This is a genomic window from Streptomyces aurantiacus, from assembly GCF_027107535.1.
Taxonomy (GTDB): domain Bacteria; phylum Actinomycetota; class Actinomycetes; order Streptomycetales; family Streptomycetaceae; genus Streptomyces.
This window is the reverse complement of sequence record NZ_CP114283.1, coordinates 327165-343071: the sequence shown is the minus strand read 5'-3', so window position 1 is coordinate 343071 and position 15907 is coordinate 327165. Positions and strand designations below refer to the sequence as shown.

General features: G+C 71.1%; 16 protein-coding genes. 5 read left to right on the top strand and 11 right to left on the bottom strand.

The genetic code is table 11. The annotated features are described in order from the left end of the window. Positions 1–112: 112 nt before the first annotated feature. The 4 genes from O1Q96_RS03225 to O1Q96_RS03210 all read right to left on the bottom strand — a co-directional run bounded on the left by O1Q96_RS03225 (position 113) and on the right by O1Q96_RS03210 (position 5007). Positions 113–1570, bottom strand: a complete 1458-nt coding sequence (locus O1Q96_RS03225) for a hypothetical protein (RefSeq protein WP_269246762.1) — start codon at positions 1568–1570, stop codon at positions 113–115. Further along, positions 1567–2142 (bottom strand): SigE family RNA polymerase sigma factor, encoded by a 576-nt coding sequence (locus O1Q96_RS03220; RefSeq protein WP_269253450.1) that lies wholly within the window; start codon positions 2140–2142, stop codon positions 1567–1569. Before O1Q96_RS03220 ends, O1Q96_RS03225 begins: the two co-directional genes overlap by 4 nt. A 520-nt stretch (positions 2143–2662) precedes the next feature. Next, positions 2663–3733, bottom strand: a complete 1071-nt coding sequence (locus O1Q96_RS03215) for an aspartate-semialdehyde dehydrogenase (RefSeq protein WP_269246761.1) — start codon at positions 3731–3733, stop codon at positions 2663–2665. Further along, positions 3733–5007, bottom strand: a complete 1275-nt coding sequence (locus O1Q96_RS03210) for an aspartate kinase (protein ID WP_269246760.1) — start codon at positions 5005–5007, stop codon at positions 3733–3735. The genes O1Q96_RS03215 and O1Q96_RS03210 overlap by 1 nt, the downstream gene beginning before the upstream one ends. Positions 5008–5294: 287 nt before the next feature. Between O1Q96_RS03210 and O1Q96_RS03205 the strand changes: the two genes are divergently transcribed. Beyond that, positions 5295–5990 (top strand): response regulator transcription factor, encoded by a 696-nt coding sequence (locus O1Q96_RS03205; protein ID WP_269246759.1) that lies wholly within the window; start codon positions 5295–5297, stop codon positions 5988–5990. After that, positions 5987–7366 carry a sensor histidine kinase gene (locus O1Q96_RS03200; RefSeq protein WP_269246758.1) on the top strand — a complete coding sequence of 460 codons (1380 nt, stop codon included), beginning with the start codon at positions 5987–5989 and terminating at the stop codon, positions 7364–7366. The genes O1Q96_RS03205 and O1Q96_RS03200 overlap by 4 nt, the downstream gene beginning before the upstream one ends. On the opposite strand, the gene O1Q96_RS03195 is transcribed toward O1Q96_RS03200, so the two are convergent. After that, a complete protein-coding gene (locus O1Q96_RS03195) occupies positions 7329–7850 on the bottom strand; it encodes an SgcJ/EcaC family oxidoreductase (protein WP_269246757.1) in 522 nt (173 codons plus the stop codon). The genes O1Q96_RS03200 and O1Q96_RS03195 overlap by 38 nt on opposite strands. Positions 7851–8091: 241 nt before the next feature. Between O1Q96_RS03195 and O1Q96_RS03190 the strand changes: the two genes are divergently transcribed. Beyond that, entirely contained in the window at positions 8092–8646 is a 555-nt protein-coding gene (locus O1Q96_RS03190; RefSeq protein ID WP_269246756.1) for a matrixin family metalloprotease, read from the top strand. Positions 8647–8650: 4 nt separating this feature from the next. Beyond that, entirely contained in the window at positions 8651–9319 is a 669-nt protein-coding gene (locus tag O1Q96_RS03185; protein ID WP_269246755.1) for a hypothetical protein, read from the top strand. Between the two features lie 153 nt (positions 9320–9472). On the opposite strand, the gene O1Q96_RS03180 is transcribed toward O1Q96_RS03185, so the two are convergent. From O1Q96_RS03180 to O1Q96_RS03170, 3 genes are all read right to left on the bottom strand, one after another. Next, entirely contained in the window at positions 9473–10132 is a 660-nt protein-coding gene (locus tag O1Q96_RS03180) for a DUF5063 domain-containing protein (RefSeq protein WP_269246754.1), read from the bottom strand. 74 nt (positions 10133–10206) lie between these two features. Further along, positions 10207–10806 carry a recombination mediator RecR gene (gene recR, locus O1Q96_RS03175; protein ID WP_189773119.1) on the bottom strand — a complete coding sequence of 200 codons (600 nt, stop codon included), beginning with the start codon at positions 10804–10806 and terminating at the stop codon, positions 10207–10209. A 146-nt stretch (positions 10807–10952) separates the two neighbouring features. Next, positions 10953–11297: a YbaB/EbfC family nucleoid-associated protein gene (locus tag O1Q96_RS03170; protein WP_190202919.1), complete on the bottom strand. Its 345-nt coding sequence runs from the start codon at positions 11295–11297 to the stop codon at positions 10953–10955. A gap of 303 nt (positions 11298–11600) precedes the next feature. Here O1Q96_RS03170 and O1Q96_RS03165 point away from each other — a divergent pair, with 303 nt between their 5' ends. After that, positions 11601–12392: an SLATT domain-containing protein gene (locus O1Q96_RS03165; RefSeq protein ID WP_269246753.1), complete on the top strand. Its 792-nt coding sequence runs from the start codon at positions 11601–11603 to the stop codon at positions 12390–12392. Between the two features lie 85 nt (positions 12393–12477). Here the strand turns inward: O1Q96_RS03165 and O1Q96_RS03160 are convergent, their stop codons facing one another. The 3 genes from O1Q96_RS03160 to O1Q96_RS03150 all read right to left on the bottom strand — a co-directional run bounded on the left by O1Q96_RS03160 (position 12478) and on the right by O1Q96_RS03150 (position 15742). Beyond that, positions 12478–14568 carry a serine/threonine-protein kinase gene (locus O1Q96_RS03160; protein ID WP_269246752.1) on the bottom strand — a complete coding sequence of 697 codons (2091 nt, stop codon included), beginning with the start codon at positions 14566–14568 and terminating at the stop codon, positions 12478–12480. Positions 14569–14645: 77 nt separating this feature from the next. After that, positions 14646–15143 (bottom strand): MarR family winged helix-turn-helix transcriptional regulator, encoded by a 498-nt coding sequence (locus O1Q96_RS03155; protein ID WP_269246751.1) that lies wholly within the window; start codon positions 15141–15143, stop codon positions 14646–14648. Further along, positions 15140–15742, bottom strand: coding sequence for a type 1 glutamine amidotransferase family protein (locus tag O1Q96_RS03150; RefSeq protein ID WP_269246750.1), 603 nt, complete (start codon positions 15740–15742; stop codon positions 15140–15142). Before O1Q96_RS03150 ends, O1Q96_RS03155 begins: the two co-directional genes overlap by 4 nt. Positions 15743–15907 lie beyond the last annotated feature (165 nt).

The window sequence follows — 15907 nt, the reverse complement described above, 5'->3', positions numbered from 1 at the left end:
CCGCCCAGTCCACGGACCCGTTCCAGGCGGGGCAGTCCCGCAGTGGTTCACGCCGCCCGGCTCGACCGCGCGGCGCGGCCTGCTCCGCCCGAGCGGCGGTCGGGACCCGGCTTCAGGCCCCGGACAGCATCCCGGTCCGGTAGACCGTCCCGGCACAGGCGTTGGACACGGTCGTCGCAGCCGTCGGTGCGCCGCCCTCGGCCGCGTAGGACACGGTGACGCTTCCGTCGACGGTCCCGTCCTCCTGCACGAGCTGCGTACCGACACCGCTGGTGCCCTCGGAGGACGTACCGCCGCTGTCACCCGCAGTGTTCTCCGAGGGGCTCGGGTCGGGCGTCGGTTCCCCGCCGCCGGTGCCGCCGGTGCCGCCGGTGGTCGGGCAGGTCGACGACGGCACCCAGGCGAACTTCACGCTGTACGACCCGCCCGGCTGCAGGACCACGTTCGTGGCGTAGCCGGCCGGGTCGGGCAGGCTGGTGGCCGGGTCGCCCGCCTGATGGAGAGTGGTGGTGACCTTGGACTGGTCCGCGGCGCCCGCCGCGCTCGAGGAGACGGAGCCGTCGCCGACTGCCGTACAGCTGGCGGTGGAAACGTTGGTGACCGTGAAGGTGCCGTAGACCGCGCCGCCCGCGTCGGGGGCTGCCGCGCCGCCGTCCACGGCGGTGAGCTGCGCCGGCGTGCAGGTGGGTGCGCCCACCATGGAGGCGGACGGCTGGGCGCCGGTCGTTCCGCTGCCGCTTCCCTTGCCCTTGCCGGGCTTGTCCTTCTTGTCGCCCTTGCCGGAGCCCTTGGAAGGGCTCGAGTCGCCGGAGCCACTGCCCGCGGAGGCCTCCTTGCCCTCGTTGGCACCGCCCTGGGTCGCCGACGCGTTGGCCGCGATGGACTGGTCGTCGCCGGAGCCCGAGGCGTTGGAGACGTGTACGAGGGCCGGGACGGCCGTGCCGATGAAGAGCGCGGCGGCGGCCATGCCGACGATGGCCTGGCGCTTGCGTGCCCGCCTGGCCGGTACCGCGCGCCGCAGGTGGTCCAGCGTGCCGTCGGTCGGCTCGATCTCCTCGACGGCCTGGTGCAGCAGCCGCCGCAGGGCCAGTTCGTCGGAGCCGAACCCGTCCGGTCCGGACCCGACCGCGCTGAGACCGAAGATGCCGACGGCCTCGGCGCCGGATCCGCCCGAGTCCCGAGACCGCGGGTCGGCGGACTCCGCGTCCGAGGCACCCGTCACGTCGGCCGGGGCATCCGGCACGTCGCGCGTGGCGTCGCCCGCGGTGTTGCCGGAGGCGTCGTCCGGCCGGCTGTCGTCCGGCGAAAGGTCCGCCGAGTTGCCCGAGGCGCTGTCCGAGCCGTGCTCCGAAGCGTCGTCCGGGGCGTTGTCCGAGGTGCCGTCCGACGCGGGATCCGGCGAGGGATCCGACGGGAGGGCTTCCGTGTCCGAGTAACCCGACCCTTCCGGGCCCGAGTTCTCCGAGGCGCCGTGATTCACAGTTCCGTTCCCAGCGTGCTGCTCATGTTCGTCGTCGTCGCCGTGGCGACCGTGTTCGTCGTGGCGTGCCCGATCGTCGTGCCCGCTCATGCCGCCGCCTCCATGGCGATGCGCAGCGCCGCGATGCCGCGCGAGCCGTACGCCTTCACCGAGCCCAGCGAGATTCCGAGGGTCTCGGCGACCTGCGCCTCGGTCATGTCCGCGAAGTATCGCAGGACCAGAACCTCGCGCTGGCGTCTCTGGAGGCCCTTCATCGCGTTGATCAGGGCGTCGCGCTCCAGCAGGTCGTACGCGCCCTCCTCGGCGCTCGCCATGTCGGGCATCGGCTTGGAGAGGAGCTTCAGACCGAGGATGCGCCGGCGCAGCGCGGAACGCGAGAGGTTGACGACGGTCTGGCGCAGATAGGCGAGCGTCTTCTCCGGGTCCCGCACGCGCTTGCGCGCCGAGTGCACCCGGATGAAGGCCTCCTGGACGACGTCCTCGCAGGACGCGGTGTCGTCGAGAAGGAGCGCCGCGAGGCCGAGGAGCGACCTGTAGTGGGCGCGGTAGGTCTCGGTGAGATGGTCGACGGTGGTGCCGGCCGCCAGTGCCTCGTCAGCGCCCTCACGCTGATTGGGGATGCGGGCCGACCGCGCTGCGGGCATGGGGGCGATCACCGGCATGCCGCCGCCGGGCGCGCCGGACGTGCGGGGTCGGCGGGGCGGACGCAGGGCCGTGCCGAGCGTCGCCGCTGGGAGCCCCCCGGCTCGAACGGAGCCGAGAGTGGGTGAGAATTCGAGTACCTCTGCCACGCCAGTTGGACACGCGTCCCCCCGTCGGGGTTGTACGCGACAGGCATCACATTTGCGTCGGACTGCATGCGAGACAGTGCGCTAAATGCCCTCATACGTAAAACTCATCCCCTATGCCCCATACCAGCGTGGCGTCCGGTCGCCCCTGAAGGGCGACCGCAAAGACGCTCCCCGCCCTCCGCGCGGTTGCGGAGAACGGGGAGAAAAATCTTCGAACGCCAGAGGCTTCGATTCAAGTGGTCCGGACCACAGTTCCGACCATGATCGAACCACCAAAGTCACACAGATCCTACAAAGGATTCAGCTTACGACCAGAAGATTTCCCGCCCGGATCGGCGAGCGCGAGGCGATATGTCGCGTATCCCCCCGCGGCTCGCGAGTCCCGGGCAGGTCAGAGGTCCGCCGCCACCAGTTCCGCGATCTGTGCCGTGTTCAGCGCGGAGCCCTTGCGGAGGTTGTCCCCGCACACGAAAAGCTCCAGCGCCGTCGGATCGTCGAGCGCTCGCCGCACCCGCCCGACCCACGTGGGGTCCGTCCCGACCACGTCGGCCGGCGTCGGGAACTCGCCCGCCGCAGGGTTGTCGAAGAGGACGACCCCCGGGGCGGTGGCGATGATCTCCCGCGCCTTGTCCACCGTCACCTCGCCCTGGAAACGGGCGTGGACGGTCAGCGAGTGCGTGGTGACGACCGGCACACGGACGCAGGTGACGGCGACAGGCAGGTTCGGGAGCCCGAGGATCTTGCGGGACTCGTCCCGCACCTCCATCTCCTCCGAGGACCAGCCGTCCTCGCGCACGGACCCGGCCCACGGCACCACGTTGAGCGCCACCGGCTCCGGGAACGGTCCGGTGTTGTCCCCCACGGCCCGCCGTACGTCGCCGGGGGCCGTCCCCAGTTCCGTACCGGCGACCAGCTTCAACTGCTGCCGCAACGTGTCGACGCCGCGCTGCCCTGCCCCGCTCACCGCCTGGTACGAGGACACCACCAGCTCGCGCAGCCCGAACTCGGCATGCAGCGCGCCCAGGGCCACGATCATGGACAGGGTCGTGCAGTTCGGGTTGGCGATGATGCCGCGCGGGCGGACCCGGGCGGCGTGCGGATTGACCTCCGGCACCACGAGCGGCACCTCGGGGTCCATCCGGAACGCGCCGGAGTTGTCGACCACGACGGCCCCCTTGGCGGCCGCGACCGGCGCCCAGCGCCCGGCCACCTCGTCGGGTACGTCGAACATGGCGACGTCGACCCCGTCGAAGGCCTCCTCCGTCAGGGCGATCACCTCGACCTGCTCGCCGCGCACGGCCAGCTTGCGGCCGGCCGAGCGCGGCGAGGCGATCAGACGGATCTCACCCCAGATGTCCGCGTGCTGGGACAGGATCTGGAGCATGACCGTGCCGACGGCTCCGGTCGCGCCCACGACCGCGAGCGTCGGTTTCGCGGCCAGGGGTCCCACGACCTTGACCATCAGCGGCCGGTGCCCCCGTAGACGACGGCCTCGTCGCTGTCGGAGTCGAGTCCGAAGGCGGTGTGCACGGCGCGCACGGCCTCGTTGACGTCGTCCTGGCGGGTCACGACCGAGATGCGGATCTCGGAGGTCGAGATGAGCTCGATGTTGACGCCCGCGTCGGACAGCGCCTGGAAGAAGGAGGCGGTGACGCCCGGGTTGGTCTTCATACCCGCGCCGACCAGGGAGATCTTGCCGATCTGGTCGTCGTAGCGCAGCGAGTCGAAGCCGATCGCGCCCTTCGCCTTCTCCAGGGCTTCGATGGCCTTGTGGCCCTCGGTCTTGGGAAGCGTGAAGGAGATGTCCGTGAGGCCCGTGGAGGCCGCGGACACGTTCTGCACGATCATGTCGATGTTGATCTCGGCGTCCGCGATGGCGCGGAAGATCACCGCGGCCTCACCCGGCTTGTCCGGAACGCCGACGACAGTGATCTTGGCTTCGGAGACGTCGTGAGCGACTCCGGAGATGATGGCGTGCTCCACCTGCGCGTCCCCTTGCGGATTCTCGTTGCTGACCCAGGTGCCCGGCAGTCCGGAGAAGGACGAGCGGACGTGGATCGGGATGTCGTAACGGCGTGCGTACTCGACGCAGCGGTGCAGCAGCACCTTGGAGCCGGAGGCGGCGAGCTCCAGCATGTCCTCGGAGGAGATCCAGTCGATCTTCCGGGCCTTCTTCACCACCCGCGGGTCGGCGGTGAACACACCGTCGACGTCCGTGTAGATCTCGCAGACCTCGGCGTCGAGGGCGGCGGCGAGGGCGACGGCCGTGGTGTCGGACCCGCCGCGCCCCAGCGTGGTGATGTCCTTCTTGTCCTGGCTGACGCCCTGGAACCCGGCGACGATCGCGATGTTGCCCTCGTCGAGCGCCGTCCGGATGCGGCCCGGCGTGACATCGATGATGCGCGCCTTGTTGTGGACGGAGTCGGTGATCACGCCTGCCTGGCTGCCGGTGAAGCTCTGGGCCTCGTGGCCCAGGTTTTTGATCGCCATGGCCAGCAGCGCCATGGAGATCCGCTCTCCTGCGGTCAGCAGCATGTCGAACTCACGCCCGGCAGGGATCGGGGATACCTGCTCGGCGAGATCGATCAGCTCGTCCGTCGTGTCACCCATCGCCGACACCACGACAACGACCTGGTGGCCGTTCTTCTTGGCGTCGACGATTCGCTTGGCGACACGCTTGATGCCTTCGGCATCGGCTACGGAGGAGCCTCCGTACTTCTGCACGACAAGGCCCACGTGCGCTCCTCGCTCAGTCCGTCTCGTACCGCACGACTGCGGTCGGCTCAGTCTAACGAGCGGCCGAATTCCACCCGGTCGATATCGCATCGTGAGATGTCCCGCTCACGTGCTGATCATCCGGGCCGGTCCGGATTCCGGTGGTCCGATTCGGTCGGTCGCCGTCGTCCGGCCCTTCGGCCGCTCCAGGACCGCATCTGCCCTGCTCGGTCGCACCTCACTCGCAAAGTGCGCCGCGTCACACCCGGCGCCCGACCCGTTAAATTTCAAGCACTAAGGTTCCGCTTGTGCGCGTACTCCTGGTGGAAGACGACGAACCGGTAGCCCAGTCGCTCCGGCGCGGGCTGCTGCGTTACGGCTTCGAGGTGGCGTGGGCCGCCACGGGCGGTGACGCCCTGGCCCACGGGGATCCGTACGACGTCGTGCTGCTCGATCTCGGTCTCCCCGACACCGACGGCCTCGACGTCTGCAAGGCGCTGCGGGCGCGTGGTGACGTGCCGATCATCGTGATCAGCGCGCGCAGCGACGAGACGGACCGCGTGGTCGGCCTGGAGCTCGGCGCCGACGACTACGTGACCAAGCCCTTCGGCGTGCGGGAGGTCATCGCGCGGATAAGGGCGGTGATGCGGCGCGCCCGGCCGCCCGCTTCGGCCGACGCGGGCCCCGACCAGTACGGGACGCGGCTGACCATCGACCGCAAGGCGGCCCGCGTACGGCTGGACGGCCAGGAAATCGCCCTCGCGCCCAAGGAGTACGACCTGCTGGCCTTCCTCACCGAGGAGCCGGGCGCGCTGATGTCCCGCGAACAGATCATGGAAGCGGTCTGGGACGCGAACTGGTTCGGGCCGACGAAGACGCTGGACGTCCATGTGGCGGCGCTGCGGCGGAAGCTGTCGGGCGCGATCACCATCGAGGCGGTCCGCGGGGTCGGCTTCCGCCTGGAGATCGCGCGGGATCCCGGGCAGAGGGCGTCCGGCTCGTGATCCGGCAGCTGATCGTCAGCTACGTCCTCCTGGTGGCCGTCGCGCTGGCCGCGTTCACCGTGCCGGTGGCCTTCACGCTGACCGCGCAGCTGCGCGGGGACACCGAGGAGTCGGTGGAACGCGAGGCCACCACCATGGCGCTGCTGCTGGGCGAGGGGGACGCGTCCTCGCGGCAGGCGCTCGCCCGGATGGCCGGGGCCTACTCCGACGACACCCCCGGCACCGTCCAGGTGGTCGGCTCCACCGGCGCGGCGGTGGCCTCGCTCCCCCTCCCCGCGGACGACGCGGCGATCACGCGGGCCCTTGAGCAGCAGAAGCCGACGGTCGACTGGGGCTCCTCCTTCGTCTGGGGCAAGCACCTCGTGGTCACCGTTCCGGCCCGGGCCGCGGACGACAAGGACCGGGTCGTCGGCGCGGTACGCATCCAGTACCTGACCTCCGACCTCAGCAAGCGGCTGTGGAGCATCTGGGGCTTCCGGGCCGTGCTCGCGGTCGGCGTACTGGCCGTGGCCGCCTTCATCGGCGCCTTCGTGGCCCGCCGCCTCACCCGGCCGCTGCGCCAGCTCAACGACATGGCGACCCGTTTCAGCGACGGCGACCTGACGGCACGCTCGCCGGTGGAGGGCCCGCACGAGACCCAGCAGCTGGCCCGCACGCTCAACTCGGCCGGTGAACGCCTCGACAGCCTGGTCGCCGCGCAGCGCATCTTCGTCGCCGACGCCTCCCACCAGCTGCGGACACCACTGACGGCTCTGCGGCTCTCCCTGGACAACATCGCGGACGGCACCGACGACGAGTTCGTACGCGAGGACGTGGAGCAGGCCACCTCCGAGGTGGTCCGGATGAGCCGGCTGGTCAACGGTCTGCTGGTGCTGGCGCGCGCGGAGGCGAAGGTGTCCGCGGCCGAGCCGCTGGCGCTCCTCGACGTGATCGAGGAGCGCTTCTCGGTGTGGAGACCGGCCGCCGACGAGCGTGGCGTCACCATCGCTCTGGGGGGAGTTGCCGGCGGCCGGCCGCTTGTGCTGGCCAGCCCGGGTCATCTCGACCAGGTACTGGACAACGTCTTGTCGAACGCTCTGGAGGTCTCGCCGGACGGCGGGACGATCACCGTGGAGGTGTCGTCCCACCCCGACGAGGTCCTGCTGTCGGTGCTGGACCAGGGGCCCGGCATGTCCGACGCGGACAAGTCCCGCGCCTTCGACCGCTTCTGGCGCGGCCAGGGCCTGACGGGCCGGTCCGGCTCGGGGCTCGGACTGGCCATCGTCAAGCAGCTGGTCACGGACGACGGCGGCACGGTGGTGCTGCGGGACGCCCCCGGCGGGGGACTGTGCGTCCGGTTCAGCTTGCGGCGGGCAGCACCGAGGAGTGGTGGTTGACGATCAGCCACGTGCCGCCGCGCTTCTCGTACTCGTACGTGTAGCGGGCCTCGACGTCCTTCTTCTCACCGGTCTTCGGGTCGGTGAGGTTGAACACGTACAGCCCCGCGTCGATCGCCGAGTTGCTGTCCAGGACGTTGATCACGGACTTGATCTTCGTGCCCTTGGGCTTGTTCAGCAGGAAGTGGTCGAAGTAGTCGACGATCCCGGCGCGGTCCGTGCGGATGACGGGGGAGGCGGTCGGCAGGAGTACGGCGTCCTTGGCGTATCTGTCGGCGACCTTCTTCGAGTCCCCGGTCTGCAGGGCCTTGTTCCAGCCGTCGAACAGCGCGGCGATCTGCTTCTTGGTCGGCTTCGCGGCCTGGCTCGCCGCGGGCTCCGACCTGTGCTCCGGCGCGGCCTGGCTGACACCGACGGTGACGGCTCCGGCGGCCACCAGGGCGACGCCGACGATCGCTGCGCGGGTACCTATGGAACGCTTCATCACAACTCCTGTGCGGTGGGGTGGACTTGCTCCCCTGGGGGAGTGATCCAACCCTCTCGTCACACGGGTAAGGGCCCGTCCAGCACAGGTCCAGCGCACGGACAAGGTTCATACAAACCGGACCGCGGAAAACCCAACTCCCCTTGATCGGCTTTGACATACGGTGATCACCTCTGACGGAGAGAGACCATCCGTCGGGATCGAACGACACCTGCAAACAACCGAATCAGGGGGAACAACAGTGAAGCACCCCATACGAAGACCGGCTCGAAGACTGACGCACGCGGGGTTCCTGGGTGTGGTCGCCGTGGCCGTCGCGGTACTCGGGCACCCGGGCACCGCCTCCGCCGACTCGCGGGGCCGCTCGTCCGTGGACAACAAGGAGATCCGCTGGGAGGACGAGACCAAGTACGACGACGCCCGGAAGTGGGCGGCGACGGCCTGGAACAACTCGCAGTACGGCCTGACCAGCATCAAGATCGCCCCGGACGAGTGGGACACGATCGCCGATCTCGAGTGGAGGGACATCAAGCGCGACGACGTCAAGTGGGTCGGGGGCTGGGCCCCCCGCAAGGGTGCCGACCGGATCCTGATGAACACGGCGTTCCTGGACAGCGGAAAGAAGTACGGAGCGAAGGGCTGGCGCCGCAAGGCCGCCGCTCACGAGCTCGGCCACGCGCTCGGCCTGTCGCACAAGCCCAACGGCACGCTGATGTCCAAGACCATCGGCTACCTCCCGGCCAACGCGCGCCCGGTCCACACCGACCGCGTGGCCTACCACGACCTCTGGGACTGATCCGATGAACAGGAAGCCCATCAGCAGGAGGACGGCCGTCGTCGTGGCCACCGCGGTGATCGCCGCGCTGGGCGTCGGCACCGCCGCTTTCGTCGCGTACCAGGAGTCGGACGAGGGCAACGCGGCCGTCGGCGGGACGGCCGAGATGCACCTGACCTTCGACGCCGACTTCTCCGTCGACACGAACCTCGCCGGAGGCGCCGAGGACCTCTTCTACGGCAAGGTCACCGCCCTGAAGGGGCAGAAGGACCTGGGCGTCGGCCCGGAGACCCAGTACGCGGTGGCCGTACAGCGGGTGTTCAAGGGGGACGTGACCGGAACCGTCGTCGTCAACCAGCTCGGCGGCACCGACGAGGAGGGCGTACTCGTCCTCCCCGAGGACGATCACCTCCTCCAGGTCGGCAAGCGCTACCTCTTCGCCACGAACTACAACGAGGAGCAGCGGTTCAACACGCTGATCCCCGTGCACGGCGACCAGCCGATCCCGGACACGGAGGCCGGCGCGCCCGGCGTGCCGGACTCCGACGGCAACGGGCAGGCGACCATGTCGGACCGCTGGGTGGCCGCGGTGCGGGACCAGGCCGACCTGTCGACCGCGCCGCCGGAGCCGGAGCCCACGGAGGAACCGGAGGAGGACCCGACGCCGGAGGCCTCTCCTACACCGGGTTCCTGAACCGGGGGTTCGGGACCGCTGAACCGGGGCCTCAGGACCGCTGAACCGGGGTCTCGGGGCCGCTGTCACGCACGAGGGCGGACGAATCGTTCGTACAACGCGTTGTGGGGCGCGGCGAGTGCGCCGCGCCCCACAACGTACGGAAAAGAACGGCTACTTGACCGTCCGCAGGCCCAGCGGTCCCGCGATCTCCTCCGCCATGACCTTTCCGGCCGCCTCCGCGAGTGCCTCCTCGCTGAGGTCCTGGTCGGTGTCCAGGCCGTCCAGCTCCTCAAGGGGCTGGTTCAGGCGGACGTGCGCCACCAGGGACTGGAGGGCGCGCAGGGTGGCCGAGGCCGTGGAGCCCCAGTTGGAGAAGTACGAGAACTGCCACCACCACATGGCCTCGGTGGTGCGGCCCGCCCGGTAGTGGGCCATGCCGTGGCGCAGGTCCGCCATGACGTCGGCCAGGTCGTCGGAGATACGGGCCGGGACCGGGGCCTTGCGCGGCTCGTACGGGTCGAAGACCTCCGAGTAGACGTCGACCGGGTCGAGCATCTCGGCGAGCCGCTCGCGCAGTTCGTCGACGTCCGGCTCCGGGCCCAGGTCCGGCTCGTAGCGCTCGTCGGGGACGATGTCCTCGTGCGCGCCGAGGCGGCCGCCGGCCAGCAGGAGCTGGGAGACCTCAAGGAGCAGGAAGGGCACGGCCGAGTCCGGCTCGTCCCCCTTCGCGACCTCTGTCACGGCGACGAGGAAGCTCTCGACCTGGTCCGCGATCTGGACCGCGAAGTCGTCGGGGTCCGGAGCGGTCGCATGCAGCGTGGCGTCAGACATCTAGAAGCCGGCCTTCCTCAAGAACTCCGTAATGAAGTTCGACAAGAACTTCGTTCCGTACATCAACCAGTCGTTCAGACATCCAGCAGCCGCCTTCCTTCGAAGGCGCGCCCCAGGGTGACCTCGTCGGCGTACTCGAGGTCGCCGCCCACCGGCAGCCCGCTGGCGAGGCGGGTGACCCGCAGGCCCATGGGCTTGATCATGCGGGCGAGATAGGTGGCCGTGGCCTCGCCCTCCAGGTTCGGGTCGGTGGCCAGGATCAGCTCCGTGACCGCGCCGTCGGCGAGCCGCGCCAGCAGCTCCCTTATGCGCAGGTCGTCCGGGCCCACGCCCTCGATCGGGCTGATCGCGCCGCCGAGCACGTGGTACTTGCCCCGGAACTCGCGTGTCCGCTCGACGGCGACCACGTCCTTGGGCTCCTCGACGACGCAGATGACCGAGAGGTCGCGGCGCGGGTCGCGGCAGATGTTGCACAGCTCCTCCTGCGCCACGTTCCCGCAGGTGGCACAGAAGCGGACCTTCGCCTTGACCTCCATCAGGCACTGCGCGAGACGGCGTACGTCCGTCGGCTCGGCCTGGAGGATGTGGAAGGCGATCCGCTGCGCGCTCTTGGGACCGACGCCGGGCAGCCGCCCCAGCTCGTCGATAAGGTCCTGGACCACGCCTTCGTACACGGATTGCCTTCCCGTTCCTGCTCGTTCTTCAGCTCGTGCTTCTGCTCGTCGTTCTGCTCGCTCGGTACGTACCGTAGTCGCGCTTGCTCTCTTCGTACGTACGGTAGTTGGCGGTCGGCCTTCTTAGAAGGGACCGCCGGGTTGACTTAGAACGGCAGACCGGGGATGCCGCTGCCGCCGCCCAGCCCCTGGGCCAGCGGGCCGAGCTTCTGCTGCTGGAGTGTCTGGGCGTTCTCGTTGGCCGCCTGGACCGCCGCGACGATCAGGTCGGCGAGGGTCTCGGTGTCCTCCGGGTCGACGGCCTTCGGGTCGATGACCAGACCGCGCAGTTCGCCCGAGCCCGTCACCGTCGCCTTCACCAGGCCGCCGCCCGCCTGGCCGTCGACCTCCGTGCGCGCCAGCTCCTCCTGGGCGTTCGCGAGGTCCTGCTGCATCTTCTGGGCCTGCTGGAGCAGCTGCTGCATGTTGGGCTGGCCACCACCGGGAATCACGATCAGCTCCTGGTTTCGTACGGCTGTGAGGACCACCGTGCGCGCTCGTGCGGGCACGGCTGTGTCCGGGCTGTCCGGCGGGTTTTCCGCCTTGGCACGAGCCTACGTGGTCTACCGGGCCGTCGCTCCAGCACTCTTTCGAGTGAGAGGACGGGTTGGCCTATACCTGACCAAGACCCACGTCCGAGCGGAAAAGCCCTGAAACCAGGGCCATCGCCACCCATTGGGAGGTAGTAAGGGTGCGGCGCATCAGCACCTCGCGCCACGTTACCGTCACGCAACGTAACGATTAGGGAGCGTCGGGTGAGCCAGCCGGACATGCAGCCCGAAGGATCGGCCCAGGACGGTCGGGGCGACGGTGCGCGGCCCGGTGGGCAGGGCCCGGGTGGGGCCGGGCCCGCGGGTCTCGTGCCCCGGGGGCTGGAACCGGGCGATCTGATGGGCCGGACCTTCCCGCTCGGCGACTGGGGGGAGCCGGGCGACCGGCTGCACGAGCTGTACCGGTGGGTGGAGGCGGGTGCGCTGACCACGGCGTCCTGGTATCTCGCCGACCGGGTGTGGAAGCGGCGGGGGGCGCGGGCGCTGCGGGCGGGGGCCGCCGCCGGCGCCCTGGCCGGGGCGGCGCTGCCGCTGCTGGATCTCGCCGGGGTGCTGGGCGGGGGCGCCGCCTGGGGATATCTGGCGTTGCTGGTGGGGGTCGCCTGTGTGGCGGGGGACCGTTTCTTCGGGGTGACCTCCGGGTGGATAAGGGACGTGGCGACGGCGCAGGCCGTGCAGCGGCGGCTGCAGGCACTGCAGTTCGACTGGGCGTCCGAGTGCGTGCGGGAGGTCCTCGGGCCCACCGAGGGGACGGCCGGGGAGGCCGCGGAGCGGTGTCTCGGTGTGTTGCGGCGGTTCTCCGAGGACGTGACGGAGCTGGTGCGGGCGGAGACCTCCGACTGGATGGTGGAGTTCCGGACCGGGTCCGCACCGCTCGCCATCCAGGCGGGGATGAACGGGGGTGCGCGGGCCGACACGGCTTCGCCCGGGCGGCCGCCGCTTCCTCCGGGAACCCGCCCGAACATGCCCCGGCAGCGCCCGCCCGAGCCCCGGTAGGCACTCCGCCCAGGCCTGCCGATCCGCGCAGGCCCACCGCTTCGTGCCGGTTCAGGCTTCGTGCCGGTTCAGGCTTCGTACCGGTCTACTGCTTCGTGTACGTCAGCTCGTCGCCGCTGCTCGTGTTCACGCGGCGCAGCCGGCCGTCCGGCAGGAGGGTCAACTCCGTTGCCGTGCCCGGCGAGCAGGACGTGGCCGGTTCGCCGACGGTGACCTCGGACGGGCCGATCTGCAGGGGGCCGCCGGCACTCGGGGCCTCGGCGAGCTCCGCCCGGAACACGCAGTGGTACGTACCGCTGCCCGCGGGCCCGTCCGCCGTGAGCGAGAGGACCGTGTCCCCCACCTCGCCCTGCTGGATGGTGAGCCTGCGGGTGTTGTGGCCCGTGTCGTTGTCGATGGACGCCGTCCAGGTGCCGAGGAACCCGGCCGGGATCGCGCCGTCCGCCGGCGTCTCCTCCGGTGAGGCGGACGGCTGTGCCGAGGCGTCCTGACCGGACGGCCCCGGGGTGGTGGGCGCGCCCGTCGGGGTGGGGCTGGAGCCTCCGTCGGCCCGGCCGTCCCCGCCGCCCTTCATGAGGGCGTACACGGAAGCACCCGCGCCGAGTGCGACGACCAGCGCCACGACGATCAGGACGGCGGTGGACCGCCCGCCCCTTCGCGGAGGCTCCGGCTGCGGTGCGGCCCCCGGACCGTACGGGGGTGTGGGGCCGTAGGGAGGGGTCGCTCCCGCGGGGGGCACGTATGCGGGGCCCCCCGACCAGGCGCCGGGCTGCGGCTGGAGCGGGTAGCCGTAGCCGGAGGGCGGGGGGTGCTGCTGGGGGTACGCGTAGGCCGGGTGGACCGGGCCCGGGGCGGGGGCGTGCCCGGGAGGCCCGGGGGGCGGGCCTGTCGGCGGGGGTGTCCCGGGCAGACTCGTGGTCATCGTGGGGAGGTGGCCGAAGGGGTCGGCCGCCGGGGTCCCCGGCTGAGGCGGCGAGGATCCGTCGGGGGTGGGGGCGTGTTCCGGGGAGGCCTCGGGTGCCGGAGCGGGGCCGGGAGGGGGTGTGGCACGGGGAGGGGTCGTGGGCGGGGGCGGCAGCGGGGGCGCCGGGGCGGGAGTGGAAGGGGGTGCGGAAGGGGGTGCGGTGGCCGGGGGCTGCGGGGGCTTCTCGGCCTCGCCGCCCTTGCTCCCGGCGTCCCCGGAGGGTGCCGTCGGACCGTCGCCGTCGGCCCGGCCGGTCTCGCCCTCCGGCGCCGGACGGGCCGAAGCCCGCTCCTCCGGGTCCTCCGCGTCGAGCAACCGCACCGCGTGACGGCCCAGTTGGGCGACCAGCATCCCCGGCAGCCAGGGGTCCCGGCTGCGTCCGTCCGAGACCGTGTCCTCCGCTCCCGTGCGCTCCAGGACGTAGTCGAGCGTCGGGCGGGCGGCCGGGTCCTTGCGCAGGCACCGGCGGACGAGATCGGCGATGCCCTCCGGCACGCCCTCCAGGTCCGGCTCCTCCTGGGCGATGCGGAACATCAGGGCGTGCACCCCGCTGTTGGCCGCGCCGAACGGAAGGTCGCCCGTGGCCGCGTACGACAGGACCGAGCCGAGGCAGAAGACGTCGCAGGCGGGCGTGATCCGGTCGCCGCGGACCTGCTCGGGGGCCATGAAACCGGGTGAGCCGACGAGCGCCCCGGTACGGGTGAGGCCGCCGTCGGTGACCGTCTCCAGGGCGCGGGCGATGCCGAAGTCGATGACGCGCGGGCCGTCGATCGTGACGAGGACGTTCGACGGTTTGAGGTCGCGGTGGATCAGTCCGGCCGCGTGGATGTCCTTCAGCGCGTGCGCGAGGCCGGCCGCGAGGATCCTTACGGAACGCTCCGGGAGCGCGCCGTGGTCGTGGCCCACGACCTCCTGGAGCGAGGGCCCGGCCACATAGCCCGTGGCGACCCACGGGATCGCGGCCTCGGTGTCCGCGTCGAGCACCGGCGCCGTCCAGTACCCGCCCACACGGCGGGCGGCCTGCACCTCCTGGCGGAAGCGTGCGCGGAACTCCTCCTGCTCGGCGAGCTCCCTGCGGACGAGCTTGACCGCGACCGTCCGCCCCCGGTCGGAACGCGCCAGATACACCTGGCCCATACCGCCCGCACCCAGCCGTGCCAGCAGCCGGTACGCGCCGATCCGGTGCGGATCCGCAGATCCGAGCTTCTCCATCGGTACGCCGCCCTCCCCCGTACGTGTGCGACACCCGAGGATAGTGCGGCCGAACGGCGAGGTGGCGGGGCCGGCGTCTACGGTTCCGTAACAGCGGAGGGCGGGTGAGCGGCCGCTTCGGTGGCCGTCTCCATCGCTGCGACCAGCCGCTCCAGCACCCGTACGGTTTCGGCCAGTCCCGCCTCGCCGAGGGCGTGGGTGAGACGGTCCGCGAAGGCCGCGTGCCCGGGGTCGATCCTCCGCACGGCGGCGAGGCCCTCCTCGGTCGGCCGGAGCAGCTTGGCACGGCGGTGGGCGGGATTGGGTACGTACTCGGCGAGCCCGCCCTCCACCAGCAGGTCGGCGATCCGCTGCACGCTCTGCCGGGTGATGCCCATGGACCGGGCGATCCCGGAGACGGGCAGGGGCTCCCGCAGGACGGCGCCGAGCACCTGCCACCGGGCGGCGGTGAGTCCGGCGGGGCCGGCCAGTTCCTCGGCCACTGCCAGGAACTGGCCGTTCAGCCGGAAGACGGAGAGCGCGCTCCGGCTGAACAGGTCCTGGCGTCGCCTTACCGCCTCGTCCGTCCCACTCACTGCCCGGCCGCCTCGAGGACCGCGTAGGCCTGCGCGTCCGAGTCGTGGAACAGCCGGTACCAGGCGTCGAGCACCTCTCCCTCGTACACGCCGAGCAGTCCGAAGACCTCCCGGGCGAACGCGACGGGGTCGGTGGGCCCGGCGGTGATCAGCTTGCCGTCCGTCACGGCGTCGGCGTCCACGTACCGCTCGCCGCCCTGGTAGCCGGTGGCGGCCAGATAGAAGGAGACGGCGCTGGTGTGGGTCCGGTCGTCGAGCAGGCCCTCGCGGGCGAGGCCCGCGGTGCCGCCGCAGATCGCGGCGACGGGCACGTCGGCGGCCAGGAACTCCCCCGCCTTGCGGGCGAAGGGCGCGAGCTCGTCGCCCGTGTCCCACAGATCGGCTCCCGGCAGGATCAGCAGCGCGCCGTCCTCGGGGCGTACGTCGTCGAGTGCGACGTCGGGCAGGACGCGCAGCCCGCCGATCGAGGTCACCGGGTCGCCGGACGCGCCGACCGTCCGGATCTCGTAGCCGGCCCGGGCGAGATACGCGGTCGTGTGGCCGGTCTCCCAGTCGGCGAACGTGTCGTAGACGGCGAGGTACACGGGCTTGCGGGTCATGGCTCCTCCTCGGTGCTGCTCCTGCTTGCGCTTGTGTAAGTATGCTGTCATCACGACAGGATGCTGTCAACAGAGGAAGGGGTCACGCGTTTTCGGCCGGGACTTCGGCGGGCGCTCCCACACACGACAACCTGTCGCGTTCCCGGCCGCACCGCAGACAGGACG

What these genes read in the sequence shown, in the direction of transcription:
- O1Q96_RS03185 (WP_269246755.1), top strand. Translation starts at nt 8,651, where the DNA reads ATGAACAGGAAGCCCATCAGCAGGAGGACGGCCGTCGTCGTGGCCACC.
- O1Q96_RS03195 (WP_269246757.1), bottom strand. Translation starts at nt 7,850, where the DNA reads ATGAAGCGTTCCATAGGTACCCGCGCAGCGATCGTCGGCGTCGCCCTG.
- O1Q96_RS03160 (WP_269246752.1), bottom strand. Translation starts at nt 14,568, where the DNA reads ATGGAGAAGCTCGGATCTGCGGATCCGCACCGGATCGGCGCGTACCGG.
- O1Q96_RS03150 (WP_269246750.1), bottom strand. Translation starts at nt 15,742, where the DNA reads ATGACCCGCAAGCCCGTGTACCTCGCCGTCTACGACACGTTCGCCGAC.
- O1Q96_RS03225 (WP_269246762.1), bottom strand. Translation starts at nt 1,570, where the DNA reads ATGAGCGGGCACGACGATCGGGCACGCCACGACGAACACGGTCGCCAC.
- O1Q96_RS03220 (WP_269253450.1), bottom strand. Translation starts at nt 2,142, where the DNA reads ATGCCGGTGATCGCCCCCATGCCCGCAGCGCGGTCGGCCCGCATCCCC.
- O1Q96_RS03180 (WP_269246754.1), bottom strand. Translation starts at nt 10,132, where the DNA reads ATGTCTGACGCCACGCTGCATGCGACCGCTCCGGACCCCGACGACTTC.
- O1Q96_RS03215 (WP_269246761.1), bottom strand. Translation starts at nt 3,733, where the DNA reads ATGGTCAAGGTCGTGGGACCCCTGGCCGCGAAACCGACGCTCGCGGTC.